We start from the raw sequence: 21,482 nt of genomic DNA, 5'->3' as shown, positions 1-21,482 counted from the left end.
GCCTGCCGCCAGCGTTCAATCTGAGCCATGATCAAACTCTTCAGTTTAAATCATACAAGAATCCGAAGATTCTCTATTCTTGCTCAAGACAAAACTCAATTTCGACGAGTCACTGTCCTGATATTTCGTATCCGAAATACCTCGGCCAGCGCCCACACGAATTACTTGGTTAACTTTTTAAAGAGCGTTTGAGCTGCTGCTCAATCAAGGCCGCGTATTCTACATCGTTTCGCCGCCTTGTCAACCGTTTATCTGAAGAATTTTAAAACTCGTTTTCTTCAATACTTTCAAACAGTTGCCCTTCGAATCCGGAGCCACCTAATCGGCCTGCCCCTCGAAGGAGATGCGCATTCTACAGACACCAGCGAAGGTGTCAACGACGATTTCGAGAAAAGTTCAAAATCGTCAAAATCGGGCCTACAACCCGACCTTTATCGCCGCCGCCGAACGGGTGGCTGAGTCCCTGGCTTGCTGCACGGTGTCAGCTTTCGCCAGGGCCACTCCCATCCGACGACGCCCCTTAAGTCCGGGCTTTCCAAACAACCGCAGTTGAGTATCCGGTTCCGCCAGCGCCCGCTCCAGCCCGGAATAGACCACATCGGTTGATTCGCCTTCCGGAAGAATGACCGCCGAAGCCGACGCACCCAACTGACGAATAACAGGAATCGGCAGGCCCAGAATTGCACGGGCGTGGAGCGCGAACTCAGAAAGATCCTGGGAAATCAGCGTAACCAGCCCGGTATCGTGAGGCCGGGGGGAAACTTCGGAAAACCAGACGTCATCCCCTTTAACGAACAGCTCAACACCATACACACCGTAGCCGCCAAGGTTTTCGACTACTGACTCTGCGATTTCCTGCGAACGGGCAAGGGCCGGTTCGCTCATAGGCTGCGGCTGCCAGGACTCGCGATAATCGCCGTCTTCCTGCCGGTGGCCAATGGGAGCACAAAACGAAATCCCCTCTCGGTGCTTCACCGTCAGCAAGGTAATTTCGTAATCGAAATCCACAAAACCCTCGACAATCACCCTGCCCCTGCCGGCGCGACCACCAGTCTGCGCATACTCCCACGCCCGCTCGACATCCACGTGCGATGACACGGTGCTTTGCCCCTTGCCGGACGAACTCATCACCGGTTTTACCACCAGAGGCATACCGACTTCGTCAATGGCCGCCAGGTACTCGTCCCGGGTTTCCGCAAATCGATAGGGCGAGGTCGGCAGCTTCAGTTCTTCCGCGGCCAGCCGGCGGATACCCTCCCTGTTCATGGTCAGGTTAACCGCTCGAGCTGTTGGAACGACCCGATAGCCCTCCTTCTCCAGCGCAACCAGCTCCGGTGTCGCGATGGCTTCTATTTCAGGCACGATCAGGTTGGGTCGCTCCTGCTCGATTATGCTGCGCAGCGCCGTGCCATCGAGCATGTCCACGACATGACTGCGATGCGCCACCTGCATGGCCGGGGCGTCGGGGTAGCGGTCCACAGCGATCACCTCGACCCCCAAACGCTGGAGCTCTATAACTACTTCTTTGCCCAGCTCACCCGAGCCGCAAAACAGGACTTTATAGGCGCGCGCTTTCAACGGCGTGCCGATACGAACGGTCTCAGACATGCTTATGGTTCCTGTGGCTATGCGTTATTACAGAGCGACTTTCTCTTCGCGCTTCGCAACACTCTTTAATACTTCTTGCCGCTCATCGTTTGTCATCCGCGGCCAGCGCATGATTTCGTCTCCGGTTCGATGACACCCGATACACACGTCGTCGCCATCCAGCGCGCAAATGCTGACGCATGGCGACCTGACTCTATCCGCCACCTTCATTGTTGCGGCTCACAGGGCGTCAGGTTGTCGACATACCGCTTGGCGTTTTGCACGTAATGCTCAGCGCTGAGCTCAAGCATTTTTTTCTGACTGGCATTCAGCTCACGCTTGATCTTGCCGGGCGAACCAACAACCATCGAGCCATCCGGTACTTCCATACCTTCGGGTATCAGCGTATTGGCACCAATCAGGCAGTGCTTTCCAATTCTGGCGCCGTTCAGAACGACGGCATTTATACCAATCAGTGAATAGTCACCGATCTCACATCCATGCAGCATCGCTTTATGGCCAACGGTCACGCCACGGCCGAGGGTCAGCGGAATACCGGGATCGGTGTGAAGAACAGAACCATCCTGCACATTCGACTCAGGACCGATGGTAATCCAGTCGTTATCACCGCGGATCACAACGTTGAACCAGACGCTGGCATTGTCCAGCAAGCGAACGCTACCAATCACCCTGGCGTTGTCCGCCACAAACTGACCACTGCCTTTCAGCTCGGGCTTGCGGTCTCCAAGTTGGTAAAACATCTCAGACTCCTGTACGGATTGTTTCCGGAGCCGGCGGCTCCAACAAATCTATGCCGGCATCGTACACAGCGTTAAGAAAATCAACCAGCACCACCGCGGACAGCCCCCATATCTGATAACGCTCCCATCGGTAACAGGGAACATAAAAGGTGTGATTAAGGAAATCGAGCGCGTCGGTTCGCTCGCGGCGGTCCTCCAGAAAGAACTCCAAGGGAACCCTGAAAATACTCTCGATTTCATGGGGGTTGGCCTGCAGAGGATGATCACCTGGGATCACCCCAACGTAAGGGGTGACCAGAATGCCGTACCGTGACATAACCTGACTGAGCGGTGCCACGATCTTGACCTGATCCGGCGGCAGGCCAATCTCTTCATGGGTTTCACGAAGTGCGGTGGCCGCCAATGAAGAGTCTGACCGATCACGCTTGCCCCCGGGAAAAGCAACCTGGCCCCGGTGGGTGTTCAGGTTGGCGGACCTCAGGGTAAAGACCATTTCCGGATTGCGAGAATCGTCCGTTACCGGCACCAATATGCCGGCCTCCGGATAGTCCAGCGCCAGTTGGCGAGGTGCATAACCGGCGAGGCGCTCTTTCAGAAGATCGTGCAAAGCCCTGCTCCAACTCAGACTGTTGTTTCAATGAGACAGCGGCAGCACAGATCGTTAAACTTGCTACCACACATTTCATAAGTATACGGTGAAAGCCATGAAATACTGCAGCACATGCGGCCACCCGGTTGAACAACGAATTCCCGAGGGTGACAATCGCCATCGCTACGTGTGCGTCACCTGCGACACCATACATTATCAGAATCCTCGAATCGTCGCGGGCACCGTGCCCATCTGGAACGACCGCATACTGCTGTGCCGGCGTGCCATTGAACCCCGATACGGTTACTGGACCCTGCCCGCCGGCTTCATGGAAAACGCCGAAACCACCATTGAGGCGGCTGCTCGTGAGACCCGGGAAGAGGCGCTTGCGGAAGTTAACATTAACGGCCTGTACAGCATTATCGATGTGCCCCACATCAATCAGGTTCATATGTTCTACCGGGCAACACTGGTAGATGGCAGCTTCGGCGCCGGCGAAGAATCTCTTGAGACCCGCCTGTTCGGGATGGACGAAATTCCCTGGGACGAGCTTTCCTTTCCAACGGTCAGGAAAACCCTTGAGCTTTACCTTGAAGACCGGAGACGCGATGCCTTTGAGGTGCACGTTACCGACATTCGCTATTCCATGGCCGCCAGGAAATAGCCCCGGTTAGTAGGCCTCCAGTCGATAAACTTCGTAGGCAGGCTCTTCGTATGGGTGGGCTTCTTTAAAAGCCTCGATTGCTTGCCCGATCAGCCCATCCTCGCAGACCAGCTCCACCTTATATTCCTCGACTACTTCCACCGCCCCCTGTCGGCCGAGAAACGGCTGGCTGCCTTCAAGGGGGCGAAACTGTCCCTGCCCACGGCACTGCCATGCACAGGAATCGTAATCGCCGATGCGGCCAGCTCCTGCTGCGAACAGGGCCGTCTTGGTTTGTTCCAGGTGGGTCTCCGGTACGAAGTAACAGATTTTATACATCAGCATCTCCCCTTTTTTCCGATTCCATGCCAACCCGAACAGGGTATTGTACAGATTAAGAGCTTACCAACTTACCCACAGAATCTGTGGATAACTCTGGGGAAAGTTTTTGGGAACACGCCCCCACGCCCTGTAATTACTGCACTTCCGTTAAATTGGCGACAAATTCACCTAATGATAATAGTATATATTTTTCAGCAAGTTACGAATGTCGAACAAAAGTTGAACCAAAAATCAGCCATTTGTTCACTGATCGCTCAATGGAGCACCAACAATGTGCATAAACGTAACGAGTCAAGGGCAGAAACGCCAATTTCGAGAAATATTTCCCTTGAAATATGCACAGTTTTGAGGCCTGCACGCACAAAAAAACCGGCCAGAGAATATTGCGACATCGCAACTCCTCTGGCCGGTTGTGTGGCCCGCTGGTTTACCTCAGCCGAACCAGCGCCGGGCGTTCCGGAACATACGCATCCAGGGGCCGTCCTCTTGCCACTCAGACGGGTGCCAGGAATGCTGCGCGGCCCGGAACACGCGCTCCGGATGCGGCATCATAATGGTCACCCTGCCGTCACGGGTGGTGACCCCGGTAATACCACGCTCCGACCCGTTGGGGTTGAACGGGTAGCGGACGGTTGCCTGCCCCCTGTTATCGATGTACCGCAACGCAACGAGCTCGTTTTCCTCAAGCGCCGCGACAGAGTTGCTGCCACCGAACTCCACTCGGCCTTCCCCATGGGCAACGGCAATCGGCATTCGGGAGCCGGCCATACCGTCCAAAAACGCCGAGGGCGACGAAAGAACCTCGGCCATCACGAACCTTGCTTCAAACTGCTCCGACTGATTTCGCACAAACCTCGGCCAGCCTTCGCTGCCTGGAATCAGCTCATGGAGATTGGACAGCATCTGACATCCATTACAGACACCCAGCGTCAGGGTATCCTGGCGATTGAAGAACGCGGCAAACTGGTCACGTACCCGATCATTGAACAGGATAGACTTCGCCCAGCCCTCGCCGGCGCCCAGCACATCGCCATAGGAGAAGCCACCACAGGCTACCAGGCTGCTGAAACCTTCCAGCGATATCCTGCCTGACAGCAGGTCGCTCATATGCACATCAACCGACTCGAATCCGGCACGGTCAAACGCCGCGGCCATCTCGACCTGGCCGTTGACACCCTGCTCTCTCAGTACCGCCACTTTCGGCTTTGCCCCAGTACTGATAAAGGGTGCCGCTATGTCTTCGTTGATGTCGTAGCTGAGTTGAACGCTCAATCCGGGGTCGCCGGCATCCAGCAGATTGTCGAACTCCTCCTCGGCGCATTCAGCATTGTCACGCAACGCCTGAATGCGATAGCTGGTCTCCGACCACAGGCGGTGGAGGTCCGCCCGCGCTTCGTCCACCACGGCGGTGCCGCCGAAACTCAGACGAAGACGATCGTCGTCGCGCAGAGAACCGATCACTGAGGTGTGATCCCCCAACCCTGCCGCCGAGAATTGCTGGAGAACAAAGTCAGTGTCGTCCCGCCGGACCTGAATAACCGCGCCGAGCTCCTCATTGAAAAGCTCACGGGCAAACTGGGAAGAGTCCTCGGCCAGACCGTCGAGCTTGACCTCGATACCGGTGTGGCCTGCGAAACTCATCTCGGCAAGCGTGACAAACAGACCACCATCGGAGCGGTCGTGGTAAGCCAACAGCTTGTCATCACTATTCAAACCCTGGATCACCGCGAAGAAGGCCTTGATGTCTTCGGGGTCATCCAGGTCGGGGGCCACGGCACCCACATGGCGGTATACCTGCGCAAGCGCAGAACCACCCAGTCGATTCTGGCCGGCGGCGAGATCAATCAGGATCAGGTCAGTGTCACCGGCGTCGGTCATCAGTTGCGGCGTCAGTGTGCGGGTGACATCCGTTACCGGAGCAAAGCCACTGATAATCAGCGACAAGGGTGAGGTAACGCTTTTCTGTTCACCTCCGTCCTCTTCCCAGACGGTCTTCATCGACATCGAATCCTTGCCAACCGGGATGGTGATGCCCAGTTCCGGGCACAGTTCCATACCGACCGCTCGCACCGTCTCGTACAGATTCTCGTCTTCGCCGGGGTGACCGGCTGCCGCCATCCAGTTCGCCGAGAGGCGGATATCCGACAGACGCGAGATGGGCGCGGCCGCGAGGTTGGTGATGACCTCACCCACGGCCATGCGGCCCGACGCCGGCGCATCGATGACCGCAACGGGTGTTCTCTCGCCCATCGCCATGGCTTCGCCGGCACGCACGTCATAGGAGCTGGCCGTAACCGCCACATCGGCCACGGGCACCTGCCACGGGCCCACCATCTGATCCCTGGCCACCAGGCCGGTAATCGTCCGGTCACCAATGGTGATCAGGAAACTCTTGGAGCCCACCGACGGCAAACGCAGAACCCTGCGAATGGCGTCATTGAGGTCGACTTTGGAGGAATCGAAAATCGGCTTGGTAAACGACGACCTGGAAACGCTGCGATGCATGCGCGGCGGCTTCCCGAACAGCACGTCCATCGGCAGGTCTACTGGCTTGTCGTCAAAGTAGGAATCCGCCAGTTCCAGGTGATGGGATTCTGTAGCTTCACCGATCACCGCGTACGGGCAGCGTTCGCGACGGCACAGAGCATCGAATTTCTCCAGGTTCTCGGCGGCAACCGCCATGACATAGCGTTCCTGGGATTCGTTACACCAGATCTCGAGCGGCGACATGCCCGGTTCATCACTGGGAATATCCCGCAGCTCGAATTTACCGCCGCGGCCGCCGTCTTTCACCAGTTCCGGCATGGCATTCGACAGGCCACCGGCGCCGACGTCGTGGATAAAGGCGATGGGATTGTCTTCGCCCATCTGCCAGCAGCGATCGATCACCTCCTGACAGCGACGCTCCATCTCCGGGTTGTCACGCTGAACCGAGGCAAAATCGAGATTCTCGTTGCTGGTACCGGAATCCATGGATGAGGCCGCGCCACCACCGAGGCCGATGAGCATCGACGGCCCGCCAAGCACAATCAGTTTGGCGCCTACCGGGATATGCCCCTTCTCCACGTGTTCGGCGCGGATGTTACCCAACCCACCGGCAATCATGATGGGTTTGTGGTAACCACGCACTTCCTCGCCGGCAGCCCCCGGCACCCTTTCTTCAAAGGTCCGGAAGTAACCCGCCAGGTTTGGCCGGCCAAACTCGTTGTTGAACGCGGCACCACCGATCGGCCCTTCGATCATGATATCCAGCGCTGAAGCGATGCGGTCCGGTTTGCCGTAGCCGATTTCCCACGGCTGCGGATCCCCGGGCAGGTTCAGGTTGGACACGGTAAAACCGGTCAGGCCCGCTTTCGGCTTCGAGCCTCGACCGGTCGCGCCCTCGTCCCGGATCTCACCGCCGGACCCGGTCGCCGCACCGGAGGCCGGAGCGATGGCGGTCGGATGGTTGTGGGTTTCCACCTTCATCAGAATGTGGATATCTTCCTCGTTGTACCCATACACCCCGGTTTCAGGGTGCGGGAAAAAACGGCCGCCACGACTGCCACGGATGACCGAGGCGTTGTCCTTATACGCAGACAGTACACCTTCACTGTTCATCTCGAAGGTGTTGCGGATCATCGCAAACAGTGACTTTTCCTGGCCTTCGCCATCGATATCCCAGGACGCATTGAAGATCTTGTGCCGACAGTGCTCTGAGTTGGCCTGGGCAAACATCATCAGCTCAACGTCGGTGGGATCACGCTCCAGATCGGTGAAGGATTTGGCGAGGTAGTCGATTTCGTCGTCCGCCAGCGCCAGTCCGAGCGTTTGATTGGCCTGCACCAGCGCTTCACGGCCTCCTGCGAGCACCGGAACGCGTTGCACCACTCGCGGTTCCTCATGACTGAACAGCAGTTCAGCGCCGCCCATCTCGTGGAAAACTTTCTGCGTCATGCGGTCATGCAGCAAAGCGGCAATCTGTTCCCGCTGCTCAAGATTCAGTTTACGGTTGGCACGCACGTAAAACGCAATGCCCCGCTCAATACGTCGGATCTGTCGCAAGCCGCAGTTACGCGCAATATCGGTCGCCTTGCTGGACCAGGGCGACAGGGTACCGGGGCGCGGCACCACCAGAAACAGGATCCCTTCCGGCTCTTCAACCTCGACACTGGGCCCGTAGGTCAGCAGACGATCCAGAATGGCTTGCTCGGATTCCGACAGTTCAAATTCCAGATCGGTAAAGTGCATGAACTCGGCATACACATGCTCAACCTCAGGCACAATGTCCCTGATGCGGTCTTGCAGTTTGCTGGAGCGGAAAGGCGAAAGCGCTGGAGCGCCGCGGAGTTCAAGCATGATCGAAACCTGTATCGCGCGAAACGGGGAAGTCGGGGCGCCTGGCTACAGTTGCAGCGGGCCGCCCGGCCATCTGAAAGGCCGCCATGATACTTGAAAGCGTGTCGCGGATACAGCGTCCGGACAGGAATTACGGCCATGTACAATTGACATTGTTTTGCATACAAAGTGATCACATTTATTGACCGGGGCCGGCGGACCAGAGATGATTGGAACGTGGCATCGGACGCCACCAACAGGTATGAATTCGAGCCCATGCGGCACCGGAATTGATCGGATATCCGCATTTGTTTCGTAAACTCAGTGTCCTGCAGCAGTTCCAGGGGAGACCAAGGACTTGTCAAAGCCAAGACGTTTTTCCGCCAACCAACTATCGGCCTGGCTGTTGCCTATCGCTGTTACCGTCCTGCTAAGCGGATGCTCCCGCCCGACCACACTGCAGGAAGTGCAGTCAGAAGGCGTTCTCCACATCATTACCCGCACCGCTCCCTCCATCTATTTCGAGGGGCGCGACGGCATCACCGGTTACGACTATGAGCTGGCGCGGCGTTTTGCTGACCACCTCGGTGTTGAACTGCGCGTTCGGGTGGCCGATAACAACACCGAAATTCTTTCGGTGCTGGATCGGAATTACGCCCACATCGGACTGGCCGGTATCGCCAACCGGGAAGACCTCAAAACCCGTTATCATGCCGTACCGACCGGCATACTCGCGGAATCCGTCGTTATTTATCATCGTGATACCGATCGCCCAGAGACCGCGGCCGATCTGGCCGGCACCACCCTGCATCTGGTCGCAGACAGCAACCACGAGCACCAGCTTCAGAAACTTCGCGCCGAACTCCCGAACCTGCAATGGCAGGTCCACCCCTCACTCGATGCCGCCGGCGTTCTGGCCCGGGTAGAGACTGGCGAGTTTACAATGGCAGTGGTCTCGTCCAACGAACTGGACCTCAACCACGTGTATTTCCCGAAGGTGAAAGAAGCCTTCTCTCTCGGTGAGCCTGAGCAACTGTCCTGGCTGTTTCCGGTCGAACAGGACGGCACCCTGTCTGCCGCGGCCAACAAATTCCTGGAGAAACTGGCCGACAATGGCACGCTCGCGCAATTATCCGAGCGTTTCTACGGCCATCTCGACCGGCTGAATTACGTGGGTGCCCGCACGTTCGTCCATCACGTGAACAATCGCCTGCCGAAGTACGAGGCGCTGTTCCGCAACTACGCCACCGAATACAATCTCGACTGGCGCCTGCTCGCGGCTATCGGCTACCAGGAATCCCACTGGCGCCCCAATGCGGTGTCGCCAACCGGGGTACGCGGCCTGATGATGCTGACCCGAACCACCGCCGGCGAAATCGGCATCAACAACCGGCTCGATCCGGAAGAAAGCATTCAGGGCGGCGCCAAATACTTCACACTGGTTCACCGCCAGATTCCCGATCGCATTCCGGAGCCGGACAGAACCTGGTTTGCGCTTGCCTCTTACAACGTTGGCTACGGCCACCTCGAAGACGCCAGGCGGCTGACCGAGGGCGCTGGAAAAAATCCCGACCGCTGGATGGACGTCAAGGAATTCCTGCCACTGCTGGCCCAGAAGGAGTGGTACTCGAAAACCCGCTACGGCTACGCCCGGGGCCACGAACCCGTGATCTACGTGCAGAATATCCGCCGCTACTACGATGTACTGGCGTGGATGCTTGAACCCATCAAAGAGCCGCAAACGGCGGAGGAAACCTGGTACGTCGAACTGGACGGAACGCCGGGCGCTGAGTTATCGCCCGAGGCGGAGGCCGGCGGAGACATGCGTGCCATGCTGCCCAACGAACTCGGCATGATTCCACCCACGCTCTAGAGTTGCGCCGTTATCAATCGTCGCTCTGATCCACATGCTCAAGCGCGCGCTCGACATGAGCCGCGGTGAACCCCCTGCGAGTGAGGAATCGCGCCTGACGGGCCTTCTCGTCCCAGTCATTACGAATATCGTGCCCACCGAATCGTTTGCACCGTAACCGGGTGGCCTGCTCCGCCCAGTCGTCGTCGGACATCTCATCAACGCATTCAGGGGTCGTGTGCACGCCACGCTGCTGCAGCTCAGCAGTGACTCTCAACGGACCGTACCCAAGATCCACACGCTGCCGGGCATACACATCGGCGAAACGATTATCGTCAAGCCAGCCCTCGGCTTCGTACTCGTCCAGCACCCGCTCAATCACCGACGCCTCGAGCCGCCGCTGGCGCAGCTTCAGGCCCAGCTCCATGCGACTGTGCTCACGCCTCGCCAATAACCGCAGGGCAACCGAACGCGCCCTGTATTCCTGATCCTCAGGATTTTCCTCTTTTGCCATTCTGACCCTTCCCGCAAACGCGAACAAAACGCTAGACTAGCCCCCACAACGAGACTGCCACCTTTCATAGTGCAGCACTGCGTTGGCTTCTCCGGCGCCCGCAGAGCGGGAAGCCGATGGTCGGTGCGGGCATACTGTGCCCCACACCGGGAACTGGTTTCAATATTCGAGGATACCCTCATGGCCGCATTCATTCAGAAACTGTTCGGAAAAAACAAACCCACCGCCAAACCACGCGCACCGGGGGCCAGCGGAAGATCCGCGCCAGCGAGGCCGGTTGACGTTCCGGCGGTTGATCCGAAGGATGAACAGCGCGCCGAACAGCTAGAACAACTGGCCAGTTCACCGACCGGGGCCCAGCTGGAGTCATTGGCCCTGGCAGGACTGACGGCGGACATCCGCACCGAGGCGGCCCGCCAGATCACCGACAAAGCCAGTCTTCAGAGAGTTCAGAAGGAAGCCAAGGGGCGCGACAAGGGCGTCTACCAGACCGTGCGACAAGCGTTACAGCAAATACGGGAAAGCGAGGAGAAGTCCCGGCAGATCCGTGAGCGTATCGACCACCTGGTCAACAGCGCAACCGAGCAGGCCCGCAGTGAAGACACCAAACTGTTCGAAGCTCGCCTTGAGACCCTGCTGAAGCAATGGTCTGAGGTGGAGCACGATGCCTCGTCCGAACAGGCCACCGCCTTTCTCGAGGCGGTACGCCGGTGCCGAGAACGGGCGGAAGCGGTCAAAGCCGAAGCCCGGGACAGGCTTCGTCAGGAGGAGCAGCACAAGCAGCGTACCGAAACACTGGAATTGCTCCAAAACACCCTTGAGGAACTGCGGCAGTCAGACGCGGAGCACGCGCCGGCCCTGTCTTCGCTGGATGCGCTGCAGAAAACGCAGGAGAACCGTTGGCTGGAAGCCACCCGCGACACCACGGTCGATAAACAGCAGCAGAAGCGCTACGAGAGCCTGATGCAGCCGTTGCGCCTCTACCTGTCCGCACTGAGACGACTGGGACAATTCCGGGAGCAGATCGCCGCACTGGAGAGCGGAACCGACCCCGACACTGACAGCGACCTGCAATCCCGTGCCCGGGAACTGATAACTGCGCTTGACTGGCCGGCTGATTTCGCGCGACCACCCCAGCTCGACGCGCTGTACCGCACCGCGGGCCAGAAGAAAGCCGCACCCGCGCCCAGGCAGGATGACGGCGAACAGCAGCGTCAGGCAGAAGCCCTGACAGCCACCCTGGCGAAACTTGACGAAGCCCTGGAAGCGAAACAGCTCAAGGAATCCCGACAGTTGTTCAAGCAGGCACAACAACAGCTCAAAGAACTTGACCATCGGCACGGCAAACCCTTTCAGGCCCGGGTTCAGTTACTGGGTGGCCAATTGCGCGAACTGACCGACTGGCAGGGCTTTGCCACCGAGCCGAAACAGATCGCGCTTTGTGAACAGATGGAATACCTGGCGACCCAGCCCATGGAGCCAGAGGCCAAGGCTGAACGCATCCGCGAATTGCAGAACGAATGGCGGGAATTGGGCGGCTCCTCGGATCGGGCCCTGTGGACCCGCTTCAAAGCCGCCTCGGATCAGGCTTATGAGCCGTGTAAATCCTATTTCGCCGCCAAATCCGGGCTGAAACAAACGAACCTGGAGACCCGAAAAACCATTTGTGACCAGCTGGCCACCTTCGTCGAGAACGCCGACTGGGCACAGATCGACTGGAAATCCGTCGAGCGCATTCACCAGACCGCCCGCCAGGAATGGAAAGCCGCCTGGCCCATCGAATTCCGTGACAATCGCCCGGTGCAGAAACGCTTCGACGAGTTACTGAAACAGCTGGAAGAACCACTCAATGCCGAGCGCCAGAAAAACGAAGCGCTCAAACAGGCGATTGTGGAGCGCGCGGACGCCCTGATCAGCCACGAACCGCTCGGCGAGGCCATGGAAAAGGCAAAGGCGTTACAAACCGAGTGGCAACAGATTGGTATCACCCGGCACCGTGAGGACCGCAAACTGTGGCAGGCCTTCCGTCGGGCCTGTGATGCCATCTTTGCCCGTCGGGATGCCCAGAAATCAGAACAGCAGCAGGCCACCCGAGAGGCCGACACCCGGGTTACTCCGGCGCTGACTGCCGCGGAGGCACTGCCGCAGAACGCCGACACCGATGCCCTTACCGCAGCACTGGGCGAACTGGAGGCGGTGAGTGCTGAACCCGTCTCTCCTGGGGTGCGGGAGCGACTGACTCAGCAAAAGAAACGCCTGAACCAGCTACTGCAAAGCCTGCGGAGCCTTGGCAGGATTCAGTCCTGGCAGGGCCATGTCCGTGCGAGAGTTACCGGTGACCTAGACCAGAGCCAAATGCCGGCAACGTGGAACGCGCTGGCCGCAGACGTTGATGACATGGGTCCCGTGGAGCTGGTGATTCGCGCCGAGATCCTGACCGGCGTTCCCTCACCGGAAGCGGACCAGGGGCAGAGAATGGAGATTCAGGTCCAGCGGCTGGCCAACGGCATGGGCAGTGCTGAGGGCCAGGGTCAGAACAAGGAGCAACAACTGGAATCGCTGGTGGCGGCCTGGTGCATTCGGCAACCCGACGAGGCGACCAGCGATCAACTGGCGGAGCGACTGAATCGGGCGCTGGACGCCCTGCTGGACTAGCGCGTCCGGCTGCTCTCAGTCTCGCTGATGGCTCTTCACAAACTCCCGGGCCGCCTGAACGGCGGTCAGGGAATTCTGCTTCATGGCCTTCAGTTCGTCATCGCCGAGATAAAACATCATATCGATGGAATGCCGGTAATATCGCGTCGGCAGACGATTTAACGCCACGCACATCACGTCGGTCAGATAATCGGCGTTGTCGGATTCCTCGCGGGTGGCGTCAATGGCATCCACCACCAGCCGCTCGTAAAAATTATCTATCGCATCTCTCAGGGACATCCTTCACCTCCTGCCGCTATGTACGCCTCTCTAAACAATAGATCCCTGGCAGCACCTTGTCATTGCCGCCAGGCACGCCAATGAGCACTTTCGCCAATCCGATTGGCAGCCGGCGTCATTACGCACACTGCCTGCAACCCGCTATGGTTGTGTGATCGGCACATCGGCCCGACACAATAATCACCAGAGGAACAGCAATGACCACCGAAGCGTATATCTTCGATGCAGTTCGCACCCCACGGGGCCGCGGCAAGAAAGATGGCTCACTCCACAGCGTCAAACCCATTTCGCTGCTGACCACCGTTCTCAACGCACTGCAGGAGAGAAACAACCTGGACACCGCCCAGGTGGACGACATCGTGATGGGGTGTGTCACCGCAGTCGGCGATCAGGGCGCGGACATTGCCAAGACCGCTGCGCTGGCAGCGGACTGGGATGAGAAAGTGGCCGGCGTCACCCTCAACCGCTTCTGCGCCTCCGGCCTGGAAGCGGTCAATCTGGCCGCCATGAAAGTACGCTCAGGCTGGGAAGACATGGTCGTGGCCGGGGGTGTTGAAGCCATGTCCCGGGTGCCCATGGGCTCCGATGGCGGTGCCTGGGCCACCGACCCGGCCACCAACCTGCACACCGGTTTCATGCCCCAGGGCATCGGCGCCGACCTGATTGCCACTCTGGAAGGTTTCAGCCGCGCGGATGTCGACGGCTTTGCGGTGAAATCCCAGCAGAAAGCAGCCCAGGCCTGGGAAAACGGCCACTTTGCCAAATCCATCATCCCGGTGACCGACCAGAACGGTGTGGTGATTCTTGATCGCGACGAACAGGTCCGCGCCAACACCACGGTCGAATCCCTCGCCAGCCTGAAGCCGTCCTTCCAGATGATGGGCGAAATGGGCTTCGACGGCGTCGCGCGGGAGAAGTACCACTACGTAGAGAAGATCAACCACGTGCACCATGCAGGCAACTCTTCCGGCATCGTGGATGGCGCCACCGCCATGCTGATCGGCAGCGAGGCCAAAGGTAAAGCGCTGGGCCTCAAGCCGCGGGCACGCATTGTCGCCACCGCGGTCACCAGCACCGACCCCACCATCATGCTCACCGGCCCGGCTCCGGCCACCCGCAAGGCACTGGAAAAGGCGGGCATGACGGTTGACCAGATCGACCTGTTTGAAGTGAACGAAGCGTTTGCCTCGGTGGTGATGCGCTTCCAGAAAGAACTGTCTGTTCCCGATGAAAAAGTGAACGTCAACGGCGGCGCCATTGCCATGGGTCACCCACTGGGCGCCACCGGCGCGATGATTCTCGGCACCCTGCTGGATGAGCTGGAACGCCGTGATCTGCGATTCGGCCTCGCCACCCTGTGTGTGGGCGGCGGCATGGGCATTGCCACCATCATCGAACGCGTCTGAGCCCGACACTTTTTCTGACAGGAGAACCGAATATGAGCGCCATCCATTACGACCTGGGATCAGACCAGATTCTGACCCTCACCATTGATATGCCGGGCCAGTCCGCCAACACCATGAACGCGGATTTCCGTGCGGGCCTGACCGACACCGTTGCCAGGGTCAAGCAGGACCTCGACAACATCAAAGGCATTATTATCACCTCCGCCAAGAAAACCTTCTTTGCCGGCGGTGATCTGAAAGAACTGCACAAAGTCACCCGTGACGACGCCCAGGCCTTTGAAGACATGGTCAACGGCCTGAAAGCCGAAATGCGCGCCCTGGAGACCTGCGGCAAGCCGGTCGTGGCTGCCATTAACGGTACCGCGCTGGGCGGCGGCCTGGAGATCGCGCTGGCCTGCCACCATCGCGTGGTGCTGGATAATGACAGCATTCAGCTGGGTCTGCCGGAAGTCACCCTCGGGCTGCTGCCCGGTGGCGGTGGTACCCAGCGCCTACCGCGGATGATCGGCCTGGAAGCGGCCTTCCCTTTCCTGATGGAAGGCAAGAAGGCCAACCCGAAAGCGGCTCTGAAAGCGGGTATTGTCAGCGAACTGGCCGCCTCCGCCGACGACATGATGCAGAAAGCGCGGGCCTTTATTGACGCCAATCCCAAGTGCCAGCAGCCCTGGGATCAGAAAGGCTTCAAACTGCCCGGCGGGGCACCCCACCACCCGGCCATGGCACAGAAACTGGCCATTGCCCCGGCCATGCTCAAGCAGAAGACCAAAGGCTGCTACCCGGCACCGGAGCGTATCCTCTCCGCCGCCGTGGAAGGCGCCCAGGTGGACTTCGACAACGGCAGCCTGATTGAGACCCGCTATTTTGCCGAGCTGGTGATTGGTCAGGTGGCAAAAAACATGACCGGCACTTTCTGGTTCCAGCTTAACGCCATCAATGCCGGTGGCAGTCGCCCCGACGGCGTTGCCAAAGAAACCTTCAAAAAGATCGGAGTACTGGGCGCGGGCATGATGGGCGCCGGCATCGCCTACTCCACCGCCACTCGCGGTATTGACGTCGTGCTCAAAGACGTCTCCGTTGAAAACGCCGAAAAAGGTAAAAGTTACTCCGAAAAGCTGCTGGCGAAAAAAGTCAGCCGTGGCCGCATGACCGAGGAGCAGAAAGCCGAGGTGCTCGATCGCATAAAGGCGACGGCTTCGGCGGATGATCTGGAAGGCTGCGACATGGTGATCGAGGCAGTGTTTGAAGACAGCGACCTAAAGGCCAAAGTCACCCAGGAAGCGGAGCCAAAGCTGGTCAGCAACGGTATCTTCGCCTCCAACACCTCCACTATTCCCATCACCCAGCTGGCCGAAGCCTCGGCAAAGCCAGACAACTTCATTGGCCTGCATTTCTTCTCCCCGGTGGACAAGATGCAGCTGGTGGAAATCATCGTGGGCGCCAAAACCTCCGAGGATACGCTGGCGCGCGCGTTCGACTACGTCCAGCAAATCGGCAAGATTCCGATTGTGGTCAATGACAGCCGTGGCTTCTTCACATCAAGGGTGTTTGGTACGTTTGTGAACGAAGGCATCGCCATGCTGGCCGAGGGCATCCACCCGTCCAGCATCGAGAATGCCGGCGTACTGGCCGGCATGCCGGTGGGCCCGCTGGCCATCTCGGACGAAGTCAGCCTCACCCTGATGCAGCACATCCGTGCCCAGAGTAAGAAAGACACAGAAGCGGCCGGCGGCACCTGGCAGCCACACCCGGCTGAAGCCGTCATCGACCAGATGGTCGACCAACACAACCGCAAGGGCAAAGCCTCCGGTGCCGGATTCTACGAGTACCCGGCCGACGGCAAGAAGCACCTGTGGCCGGAACTGGACACCCTGTTCGTGGACGCCGCCAAGGCCCGCAACGTGGCGCTCCAGGACCTGAAAGATCGCATTCTGTTCATTCAGGCCATCGAAACCGTTCGCTGCCTTGAGGAGGGTGTGCTGAAAACCGTGGAGGATGCCAACATCGGCAGCATTTTCGGGATCGGCTATGCGCCCTGGACTGGCGGCGCCATCCAGTTCATCAACCAGTACGGTGTGCGTGCGTTTACCGAACGCGCGAAAGCGCTGGCGGACACCTACGGTGAGCGATTTGCCCCGCCCGCCCTGCTGATTGAGAAGGCCGAGAACAACACCCTGTTCGAGTAACCTTCCGCATCCGGCTCGTATCGAACCCCGCGCGGCCATGTGCCCTGCGGGGTTTTTTTCGTGTTTAGCGGATACGGACCTGACCACATCATGGACAGATTGTCACGAACCGATACGCCCTGCCTATGGCAACCACTGGGGCCCTTGCCTACAATAAATTCAAGATCCAATCCGGCGATTCCCGTCAGGCGTATCTGTTTTCAGGGTTTTGCCCTGGGCAACTTTCCCGCCCGACCGATCAATGTCGCCACATACCGTCAGGTAGATTTTTATGAGCATCGCGGAACGTTCGATCACAAGGCACATGCTTCACCGGTCTCTGGGCAAAGGGCTGGCTCTCGGCATTCTCATGGCCCTGCCCCTCGGCGTTGCGGCCTCGATTGACCGCAACGCGGAATACCAGCCAGTGACGCCAACCGTGGATCAGGCCCGCGCCAACATCCTCATTGCGCGGCAGTTGCAGTTCACCCATTTCCGCGACCTGGGCATCAATGATGCGCTTTCCGGCGACGTGTTCGATGCCTACCTGGATTATCTCGACGGCCAGCGTATCTACCTGACCCAGGAAGATCTGCAGAAATTCTCGGCCATTCGGCTGGGGCTGGGGTCCGCACTGAAAACCGGCCAGCTTCAACCCGGCTTTGATATCTACAATCTGGTGCAACAGCGCATGATCGAGCGCCTGAACTTTGCACTCGATCTGATTGACAAGGGCTTCGATCAGCTGGATTTCGAAGCCGACGAGAGCATTCTCCTTGATCGCTCCGAAGCAGACTGGGAGCCCAACCGCGAAGCACTTGATGAACTCTGGGTCAAACGAGTCAAGAACGCCGTTCTGGCGCAACGGCTCAACGGTTCGGATGATGAGGCCATCAAAGAGAGTCTGCGCCAACGTTACGAAGGTCAGCTCAAGCGTGCCTACCAGGCGCGCAGCGAGGATGCGTTCCAGGCATACATGAACGCCTTCGCCGGCATGTGGGACCCCCACACCTCCTACTTTTCACCGCGCACTTCGGAAAACTTCAACATCAACATGAGCTTGTCGCTCGAGGGCATCGGCGCGGTGCTGCAGGCAGACAACGAGTACACCAAGGTAGTACGACTGGTTCCGGGGGGGCCCGCGGCCAAGCAGGGCCAGCTGCAGCCGGCGGACCGCATCGTGTCCGTCACCCAGGATGACGAAGAGAAACCGGTGAATGTTATCGGATGGCGCCTTGACGAGGTTGTTGACCTTATTCGCGGGCCACGGGAATCCACCGTCACCCTGGAAGTAATTCCGGCCAGCGCCACCGATGAAACCGTCACCAAAACCATCGCCATCAAACGCGACAAGGTCAAGCTCGAGGAACAGAGCGCCAGCAAAGACGTGATTGAGCTAGACCGTGGCGGTCAGGACTACCGTATCGGGGTGATCAATATTCCCACCTTCTATGCGGATTTCCAGGCCATGCAGGCGGGCGATCCGAATTACAAAAGTACCACCCGCGACGTCCGCAACCTGATCGAGGAACTCAAGGAAGATGGGGTCGATGGCGTGGTAATGGACCTGCGCAATAACGGCGGCGGCGCCCTGCACGAAGCTAACGATCTTGTTGGACTGTTCATCGATCAGGGCCCCACCGTACAGATCCGCAACTCCAACAACGAAGTGCAGGTGCTGGCCGATGAGGACCCGAGTGTGGCCTATGACGGTCCGCTGGTGGTTCTGGTGAACCGCATGAGCGCCTCCGCGTCGGAGATCTTCGCCGGCGCCATCCAGGATTATGGCCGCGGCCTGGTGGTGGGGTCACAGACCTTCGGCAAGGGCACGGTTCAGGCGGTACGCCCACTGAATCACGGCCAGCTGAAGATCACCCAGTCCAAGTTCTATCGGGTTTCCGGCGGCTCGACCCAGCACAAGGGGGTGATCCCGGATATCGAAATCCCTTCCCGGGTCGACAAGACTCGCATCGGCGAAGACGCACTGGACCATGCCCTGCCCTGGGATCAGATTGAAGCGGTACCCCACACCCGTTACTTTGACTTCAGCGGCATAATCGATGAACTGCGCAATCGTCATGACGAACGCTTCGAGGAGAGCCCGGAATTCCGGCTGCTGCAGCAGGAGATCGATTTCCTGAAAGAGCAGCGTGAGCTGGAGTCGGTCAGCCTCAATCACGACGAACGCAAGGAACACCAGTCCCAGATCGAGCGTACACGCCTGACCATTGCCAACGCACGGCGCGAACTTCGTGGCGAGGAGCCCTTTGAAACCCTGGAGGAGCTGGACGATTGGCAGGATGTGCAGGCGGCTGATCTGGACAACACCGATGACGAGCTGGATTTCATCATCCGCGAAGGCGGCCATATCATGGCCGACATGCTTGAGCTGGATCGCCGTATGGCATCAATCCTCGACCCCAAGCAACTCGCCGCACAGGCGCGCTGAAGCGATCTGATCTTCGACTGACAAGGTAGCCAATGACGGCCAGAAAGGACGACGACCGCAAAAAAGCCCAGATGCTTCAGGGCATGCTCATGGATGCCATGCATGCGATGAAATCCCTGGAGGCAGTCGAAGACCTGGAACAGCGGGAAGGTGATAGCCGTGACCAGAAAACACTGGTCGACCGGCTTGCAGGGCTCACTGGCTCGGCGCTGAGATTTGCGGCGCGCTCCACCGACACCTCGCTGCGGGTGGGCCGGGCGCTGATCAACTCCCAGGACCAGCTGCGGATGATGCTCACCGCCGGTCAGTCCCTCAAAGACATTCGGGAAGTGGCGGGGCTCACTCTGTCTGAGATGAGTGAAGCCCTCAACCTGCGGGACAAATCGGTGCTGGAAGCCATAGAAAATGGCACCACAACGCTCTCTTTCGAACTGATTCTTCGGCTCGCCGCGCTGATAGCCCGCAACGACCCGATTCCTTTCATTCTGCGCACCACGCGCAACTACAACCCGGAAGTCTGGCAAATCCTCAACGACTGGGGCGTGGGCCGTCTGCCGCTGCAGTTCGAACGTGAGCGGGAGTTTATCAACATCTTCCGCCGCCACGATGACGCACGCAACCTCTCGGATGAGGGGTTCCAGAAGGTTCTGGAGTTCACCCGCCAAAGCTTCGAGATGTCACTGCATTTCATCGAGGAACAGGAGCGGCAAACCGCCGAACTCCGCGAACAATACGAAGGGTCAGCCGAATAAGGCCCGCATTCCGGTGATATTGGGGTTATGCACCACCCCCCTTTCGGTGACGATGGCGTCAATCAGGCTGGCCGGCGTGACATCAAACACCGGGTTGAACACCTGCACGCCTTCCGGCGCAATCGGCACACCCCGGATCTGCCTCACTTCGCTGCCCTCACGCTCTTCGATCGGAATGTCCTCACCAGTGGCCAGCGACATATCAACGGTGCTGGACGGCGCCACCACCATGAAACCGACCCGATGATGACGCGCCAGAACCGCGAGGCTGTAGGTACCAATCTTGTTGGCCACATCGCCATTCGCGGTTATCCGGTCGGCGCCGACCACCACCCATTTCACATCGCCCCGGGCAAGGATGGCCGCCGCGGCGCCATCGGCATTGAGCGTGACAGGTATACCGTCACGGGCCAGCTCCCAGGCGGTCAGCCGGCTTCCCTGCAGCCAGGGCCGGGTTTCATCGGCGTAAACCCGGTTGAGCAGCTTCTGTTCATGAAGGCGACGAATAACTCCCAGCGCTGTCCCATAGCCGCCGGTGGCCAGGGCCCCGGTATTGCAATGGGTCAGGACCGAGAATGGCGTCTCGGCGGCGATAAACTCCAGGGCGTGGTCCGCCATGGCCAGATTGGCGGCGAGATCCTCGCGATGGATCTGCACCGCTTTGGCCGCCAGCCGCTTGACGGCCTCGTCCAGCGAATGACAGCCGTGGAATTCCGCTTCCATGATCTGCAGCGCCCAGAATAGATTCACCGCTGTGGGGCGCGATGCGGCCAGTTCACGGATGGCCTGGCGAATTTCAGCCTGCCAGTCACCGCCGCCGGCATGGCGAGCCGCCAGCGCGACGCCGTAGGCAGCACTGATACCGATGGCCGGCGCTCCACGGACCACCATATCGGAGATGCACTGAGCCACACCGGACGCACCCTCCAGCGTGATCCAGTGCTCTTCGGCGGGCAGCAGGCGCTGATCCAGCAGCTCAAGACTGCTTCCGTGCCAGCGAATGGCAACGGTTCCGATAGCGCGCTGGGCTGAGGGGGCGGATGACGTCGACATCAGTGAACTCCGGTAGCGTGAAAAAGAAAAAGGCCAGGCTCGACAGTATAACCGCCCGGCCCGCGGGATTTGAATCGGGAGCTGGCGGCACCGGCTTTACAGGGTAGTTCTCAAAGCACCT

Annotated in this window: 16 protein-coding genes; 7 read left to right on the top strand and 9 right to left on the bottom strand. The window is 59.0% G+C overall.

All coding sequences use genetic code 11. From position 1 onward, the window contains the following. Nucleotides 1-417 precede the first annotated feature (417 nt). The 4 genes from purT to DYI22_RS04690 are packed head-to-tail and all read right to left on the bottom strand — an operon-like array spanning nucleotide 418 to nucleotide 2,955. Nucleotides 418-1,608 (bottom strand): formate-dependent phosphoribosylglycinamide formyltransferase, encoded by a 1,191-nt coding sequence (purT, locus tag DYI22_RS04705; RefSeq protein ID WP_213476870.1) that lies wholly within the window; start codon nucleotides 1,606-1,608, stop codon nucleotides 418-420. Nucleotides 1,609-1,635: 27 nt separating this feature from the next. Continuing rightward, on the bottom strand, nucleotides 1,636-1,818 hold the full coding sequence (locus tag DYI22_RS04700; RefSeq protein ID WP_213476869.1) for a DUF1289 domain-containing protein: 183 nt from the start codon (nucleotides 1,816-1,818) through the stop codon (nucleotides 1,636-1,638). Continuing rightward, entirely contained in the window at nucleotides 1,815-2,348 is a 534-nt protein-coding gene (locus DYI22_RS04695; RefSeq protein ID WP_213476868.1) for a gamma carbonic anhydrase family protein, read from the bottom strand. The genes DYI22_RS04700 and DYI22_RS04695 overlap by 4 nt, the downstream gene beginning before the upstream one ends. Before the next feature lies 1 nt (nucleotide 2,349). Next, nucleotides 2,350-2,955 (bottom strand): NUDIX hydrolase, encoded by a 606-nt coding sequence (locus tag DYI22_RS04690; RefSeq protein WP_213476867.1) that lies wholly within the window; start codon nucleotides 2,953-2,955, stop codon nucleotides 2,350-2,352. Between the two features lie 97 nt (nucleotides 2,956-3,052). Here DYI22_RS04690 and DYI22_RS04685 point away from each other — a divergent pair, with 97 nt between their 5' ends. Beyond that, the gene (locus tag DYI22_RS04685; RefSeq protein ID WP_213476866.1) at nucleotides 3,053-3,601 is read left to right on the top strand and encodes an NUDIX hydrolase; all 549 of its coding nucleotides are present in this window, start codon (nucleotides 3,053-3,055) and stop codon (nucleotides 3,599-3,601) included. Between the two features lie 6 nt (nucleotides 3,602-3,607). Here the strand turns inward: DYI22_RS04685 and DYI22_RS04680 are convergent, their stop codons facing one another. Then, a complete protein-coding gene (locus DYI22_RS04680; protein ID WP_213476865.1) occupies nucleotides 3,608-3,919 on the bottom strand; it encodes an NGG1p interacting factor NIF3 in 312 nt (103 codons plus the stop codon). A gap of 435 nt (nucleotides 3,920-4,354) precedes the next feature. Then, nucleotides 4,355-8,260 (bottom strand): phosphoribosylformylglycinamidine synthase, encoded by a 3,906-nt coding sequence (gene purL / locus DYI22_RS04675; RefSeq protein WP_213476864.1) that lies wholly within the window; start codon nucleotides 8,258-8,260, stop codon nucleotides 4,355-4,357. Between the two features lie 337 nt (nucleotides 8,261-8,597). On the opposite strand from purL, the gene mltF reads away from it, so the two are divergent. Beyond that, on the top strand, nucleotides 8,598-10,112 hold the full coding sequence (mltF, locus tag DYI22_RS04670; RefSeq protein WP_416234549.1) for a membrane-bound lytic murein transglycosylase MltF: 1,515 nt from the start codon (nucleotides 8,598-8,600) through the stop codon (nucleotides 10,110-10,112). A 13-nt stretch (nucleotides 10,113-10,125) separates the two neighbouring features. Here mltF and DYI22_RS04665 read toward each other — a convergent pair whose 3' ends face one another. Next, nucleotides 10,126-10,605, bottom strand: coding sequence for a regulatory protein RecX (locus DYI22_RS04665; RefSeq protein ID WP_213476863.1), 480 nt, complete (start codon nucleotides 10,603-10,605; stop codon nucleotides 10,126-10,128). 180 nt (nucleotides 10,606-10,785) lie between these two features. Between DYI22_RS04665 and DYI22_RS04660 the strand changes: the two genes are divergently transcribed. Then, entirely contained in the window at nucleotides 10,786-13,260 is a 2,475-nt protein-coding gene (locus tag DYI22_RS04660; protein ID WP_213476862.1) for a DUF349 domain-containing protein, read from the top strand. Nucleotides 13,261-13,275: 15 nt separating this feature from the next. On the opposite strand, the gene DYI22_RS04655 is transcribed toward DYI22_RS04660, so the two are convergent. Further along, nucleotides 13,276-13,539 carry a late competence development ComFB family protein gene (locus DYI22_RS04655; protein ID WP_213476861.1) on the bottom strand — a complete coding sequence of 88 codons (264 nt, stop codon included), beginning with the start codon at nucleotides 13,537-13,539 and terminating at the stop codon, nucleotides 13,276-13,278. Between the two features lie 197 nt (nucleotides 13,540-13,736). Here DYI22_RS04655 and DYI22_RS04650 point away from each other — a divergent pair, with 197 nt between their 5' ends. The 4 genes from DYI22_RS04650 (at nucleotide 13,737) to DYI22_RS04635 (ending at nucleotide 20,308) form a co-directional block, all read left to right on the top strand. Continuing rightward, entirely contained in the window at nucleotides 13,737-14,945 is a 1,209-nt protein-coding gene (locus DYI22_RS04650; protein ID WP_213476860.1) for an acetyl-CoA C-acetyltransferase, read from the top strand. Between the two features lie 32 nt (nucleotides 14,946-14,977). Beyond that, nucleotides 14,978-17,128 (top strand): 3-hydroxyacyl-CoA dehydrogenase NAD-binding domain-containing protein, encoded by a 2,151-nt coding sequence (locus DYI22_RS04645; protein WP_213476859.1) that lies wholly within the window; start codon nucleotides 14,978-14,980, stop codon nucleotides 17,126-17,128. A gap of 271 nt (nucleotides 17,129-17,399) precedes the next feature. Next, nucleotides 17,400-19,556, top strand: a complete 2,157-nt coding sequence (locus DYI22_RS04640) for a carboxy terminal-processing peptidase (protein WP_213476858.1) — start codon at nucleotides 17,400-17,402, stop codon at nucleotides 19,554-19,556. Between the two features lie 32 nt (nucleotides 19,557-19,588). Next, on the top strand, nucleotides 19,589-20,308 hold the full coding sequence (locus tag DYI22_RS04635) for a helix-turn-helix domain-containing protein (protein ID WP_213476857.1): 720 nt from the start codon (nucleotides 19,589-19,591) through the stop codon (nucleotides 20,306-20,308). Here DYI22_RS04635 and mtnA read toward each other — a convergent pair. Further along, on the bottom strand, nucleotides 20,297-21,361 hold the full coding sequence (gene mtnA, locus DYI22_RS04630; protein ID WP_213476856.1) for an S-methyl-5-thioribose-1-phosphate isomerase: 1,065 nt from the start codon (nucleotides 21,359-21,361) through the stop codon (nucleotides 20,297-20,299). The genes DYI22_RS04635 and mtnA overlap by 12 nt on opposite strands. Nucleotides 21,362-21,482 lie beyond the last annotated feature (121 nt).

The sequence above is a fragment of the Marinobacter lipolyticus genome, from assembly GCF_018424605.1.
GTDB classification, from domain to species: Bacteria; Pseudomonadota; Gammaproteobacteria; order Pseudomonadales; family Oleiphilaceae; genus Marinobacter; species Marinobacter lipolyticus_B.
This window is presented reverse-complemented; position numbering and strand designations above follow the sequence as displayed.

Excerpts from the sequence above, each read along its gene's own strand:
- DYI22_RS04695 (WP_213476868.1), bottom strand. The coding sequence starts at position 2,348 with ATGTTTTACCAACTTGGAGACCGCAAGCCCGAGCTGAAAGGCAGTGGT.
- DYI22_RS04700 (WP_213476869.1), bottom strand. The coding sequence starts at position 1,818 with ATGAAGGTGGCGGATAGAGTCAGGTCGCCATGCGTCAGCATTTGCGCG.
- DYI22_RS04660 (WP_213476862.1), top strand. The coding sequence starts at position 10,786 with ATGGCCGCATTCATTCAGAAACTGTTCGGAAAAAACAAACCCACCGCC.
- DYI22_RS04640 (WP_213476858.1), top strand. The coding sequence starts at position 17,400 with ATGAGCATCGCGGAACGTTCGATCACAAGGCACATGCTTCACCGGTCT.
- DYI22_RS04655 (WP_213476861.1), bottom strand. The coding sequence starts at position 13,539 with ATGTCCCTGAGAGATGCGATAGATAATTTTTACGAGCGGCTGGTGGTG.
- DYI22_RS04635 (WP_213476857.1), top strand. The coding sequence starts at position 19,589 with ATGACGGCCAGAAAGGACGACGACCGCAAAAAAGCCCAGATGCTTCAG.
- DYI22_RS04650 (WP_213476860.1), top strand. The coding sequence starts at position 13,737 with ATGACCACCGAAGCGTATATCTTCGATGCAGTTCGCACCCCACGGGGC.
- DYI22_RS04680 (WP_213476865.1), bottom strand. The coding sequence starts at position 3,919 with ATGTATAAAATCTGTTACTTCGTACCGGAGACCCACCTGGAACAAACC.
- purL (WP_213476864.1), bottom strand. The coding sequence starts at position 8,260 with ATGCTTGAACTCCGCGGCGCTCCAGCGCTTTCGCCTTTCCGCTCCAGC.
- DYI22_RS04665 (WP_213476863.1), bottom strand. The coding sequence starts at position 10,605 with ATGGCAAAAGAGGAAAATCCTGAGGATCAGGAATACAGGGCGCGTTCG.
- DYI22_RS04645 (WP_213476859.1), top strand. The coding sequence starts at position 14,978 with ATGAGCGCCATCCATTACGACCTGGGATCAGACCAGATTCTGACCCTC.
- DYI22_RS04685 (WP_213476866.1), top strand. The coding sequence starts at position 3,053 with ATGAAATACTGCAGCACATGCGGCCACCCGGTTGAACAACGAATTCCC.
- purT (WP_213476870.1), bottom strand. The coding sequence starts at position 1,608 with ATGTCTGAGACCGTTCGTATCGGCACGCCGTTGAAAGCGCGCGCCTAT.
- mtnA (WP_213476856.1), bottom strand. The coding sequence starts at position 21,361 with ATGTCGACGTCATCCGCCCCCTCAGCCCAGCGCGCTATCGGAACCGTT.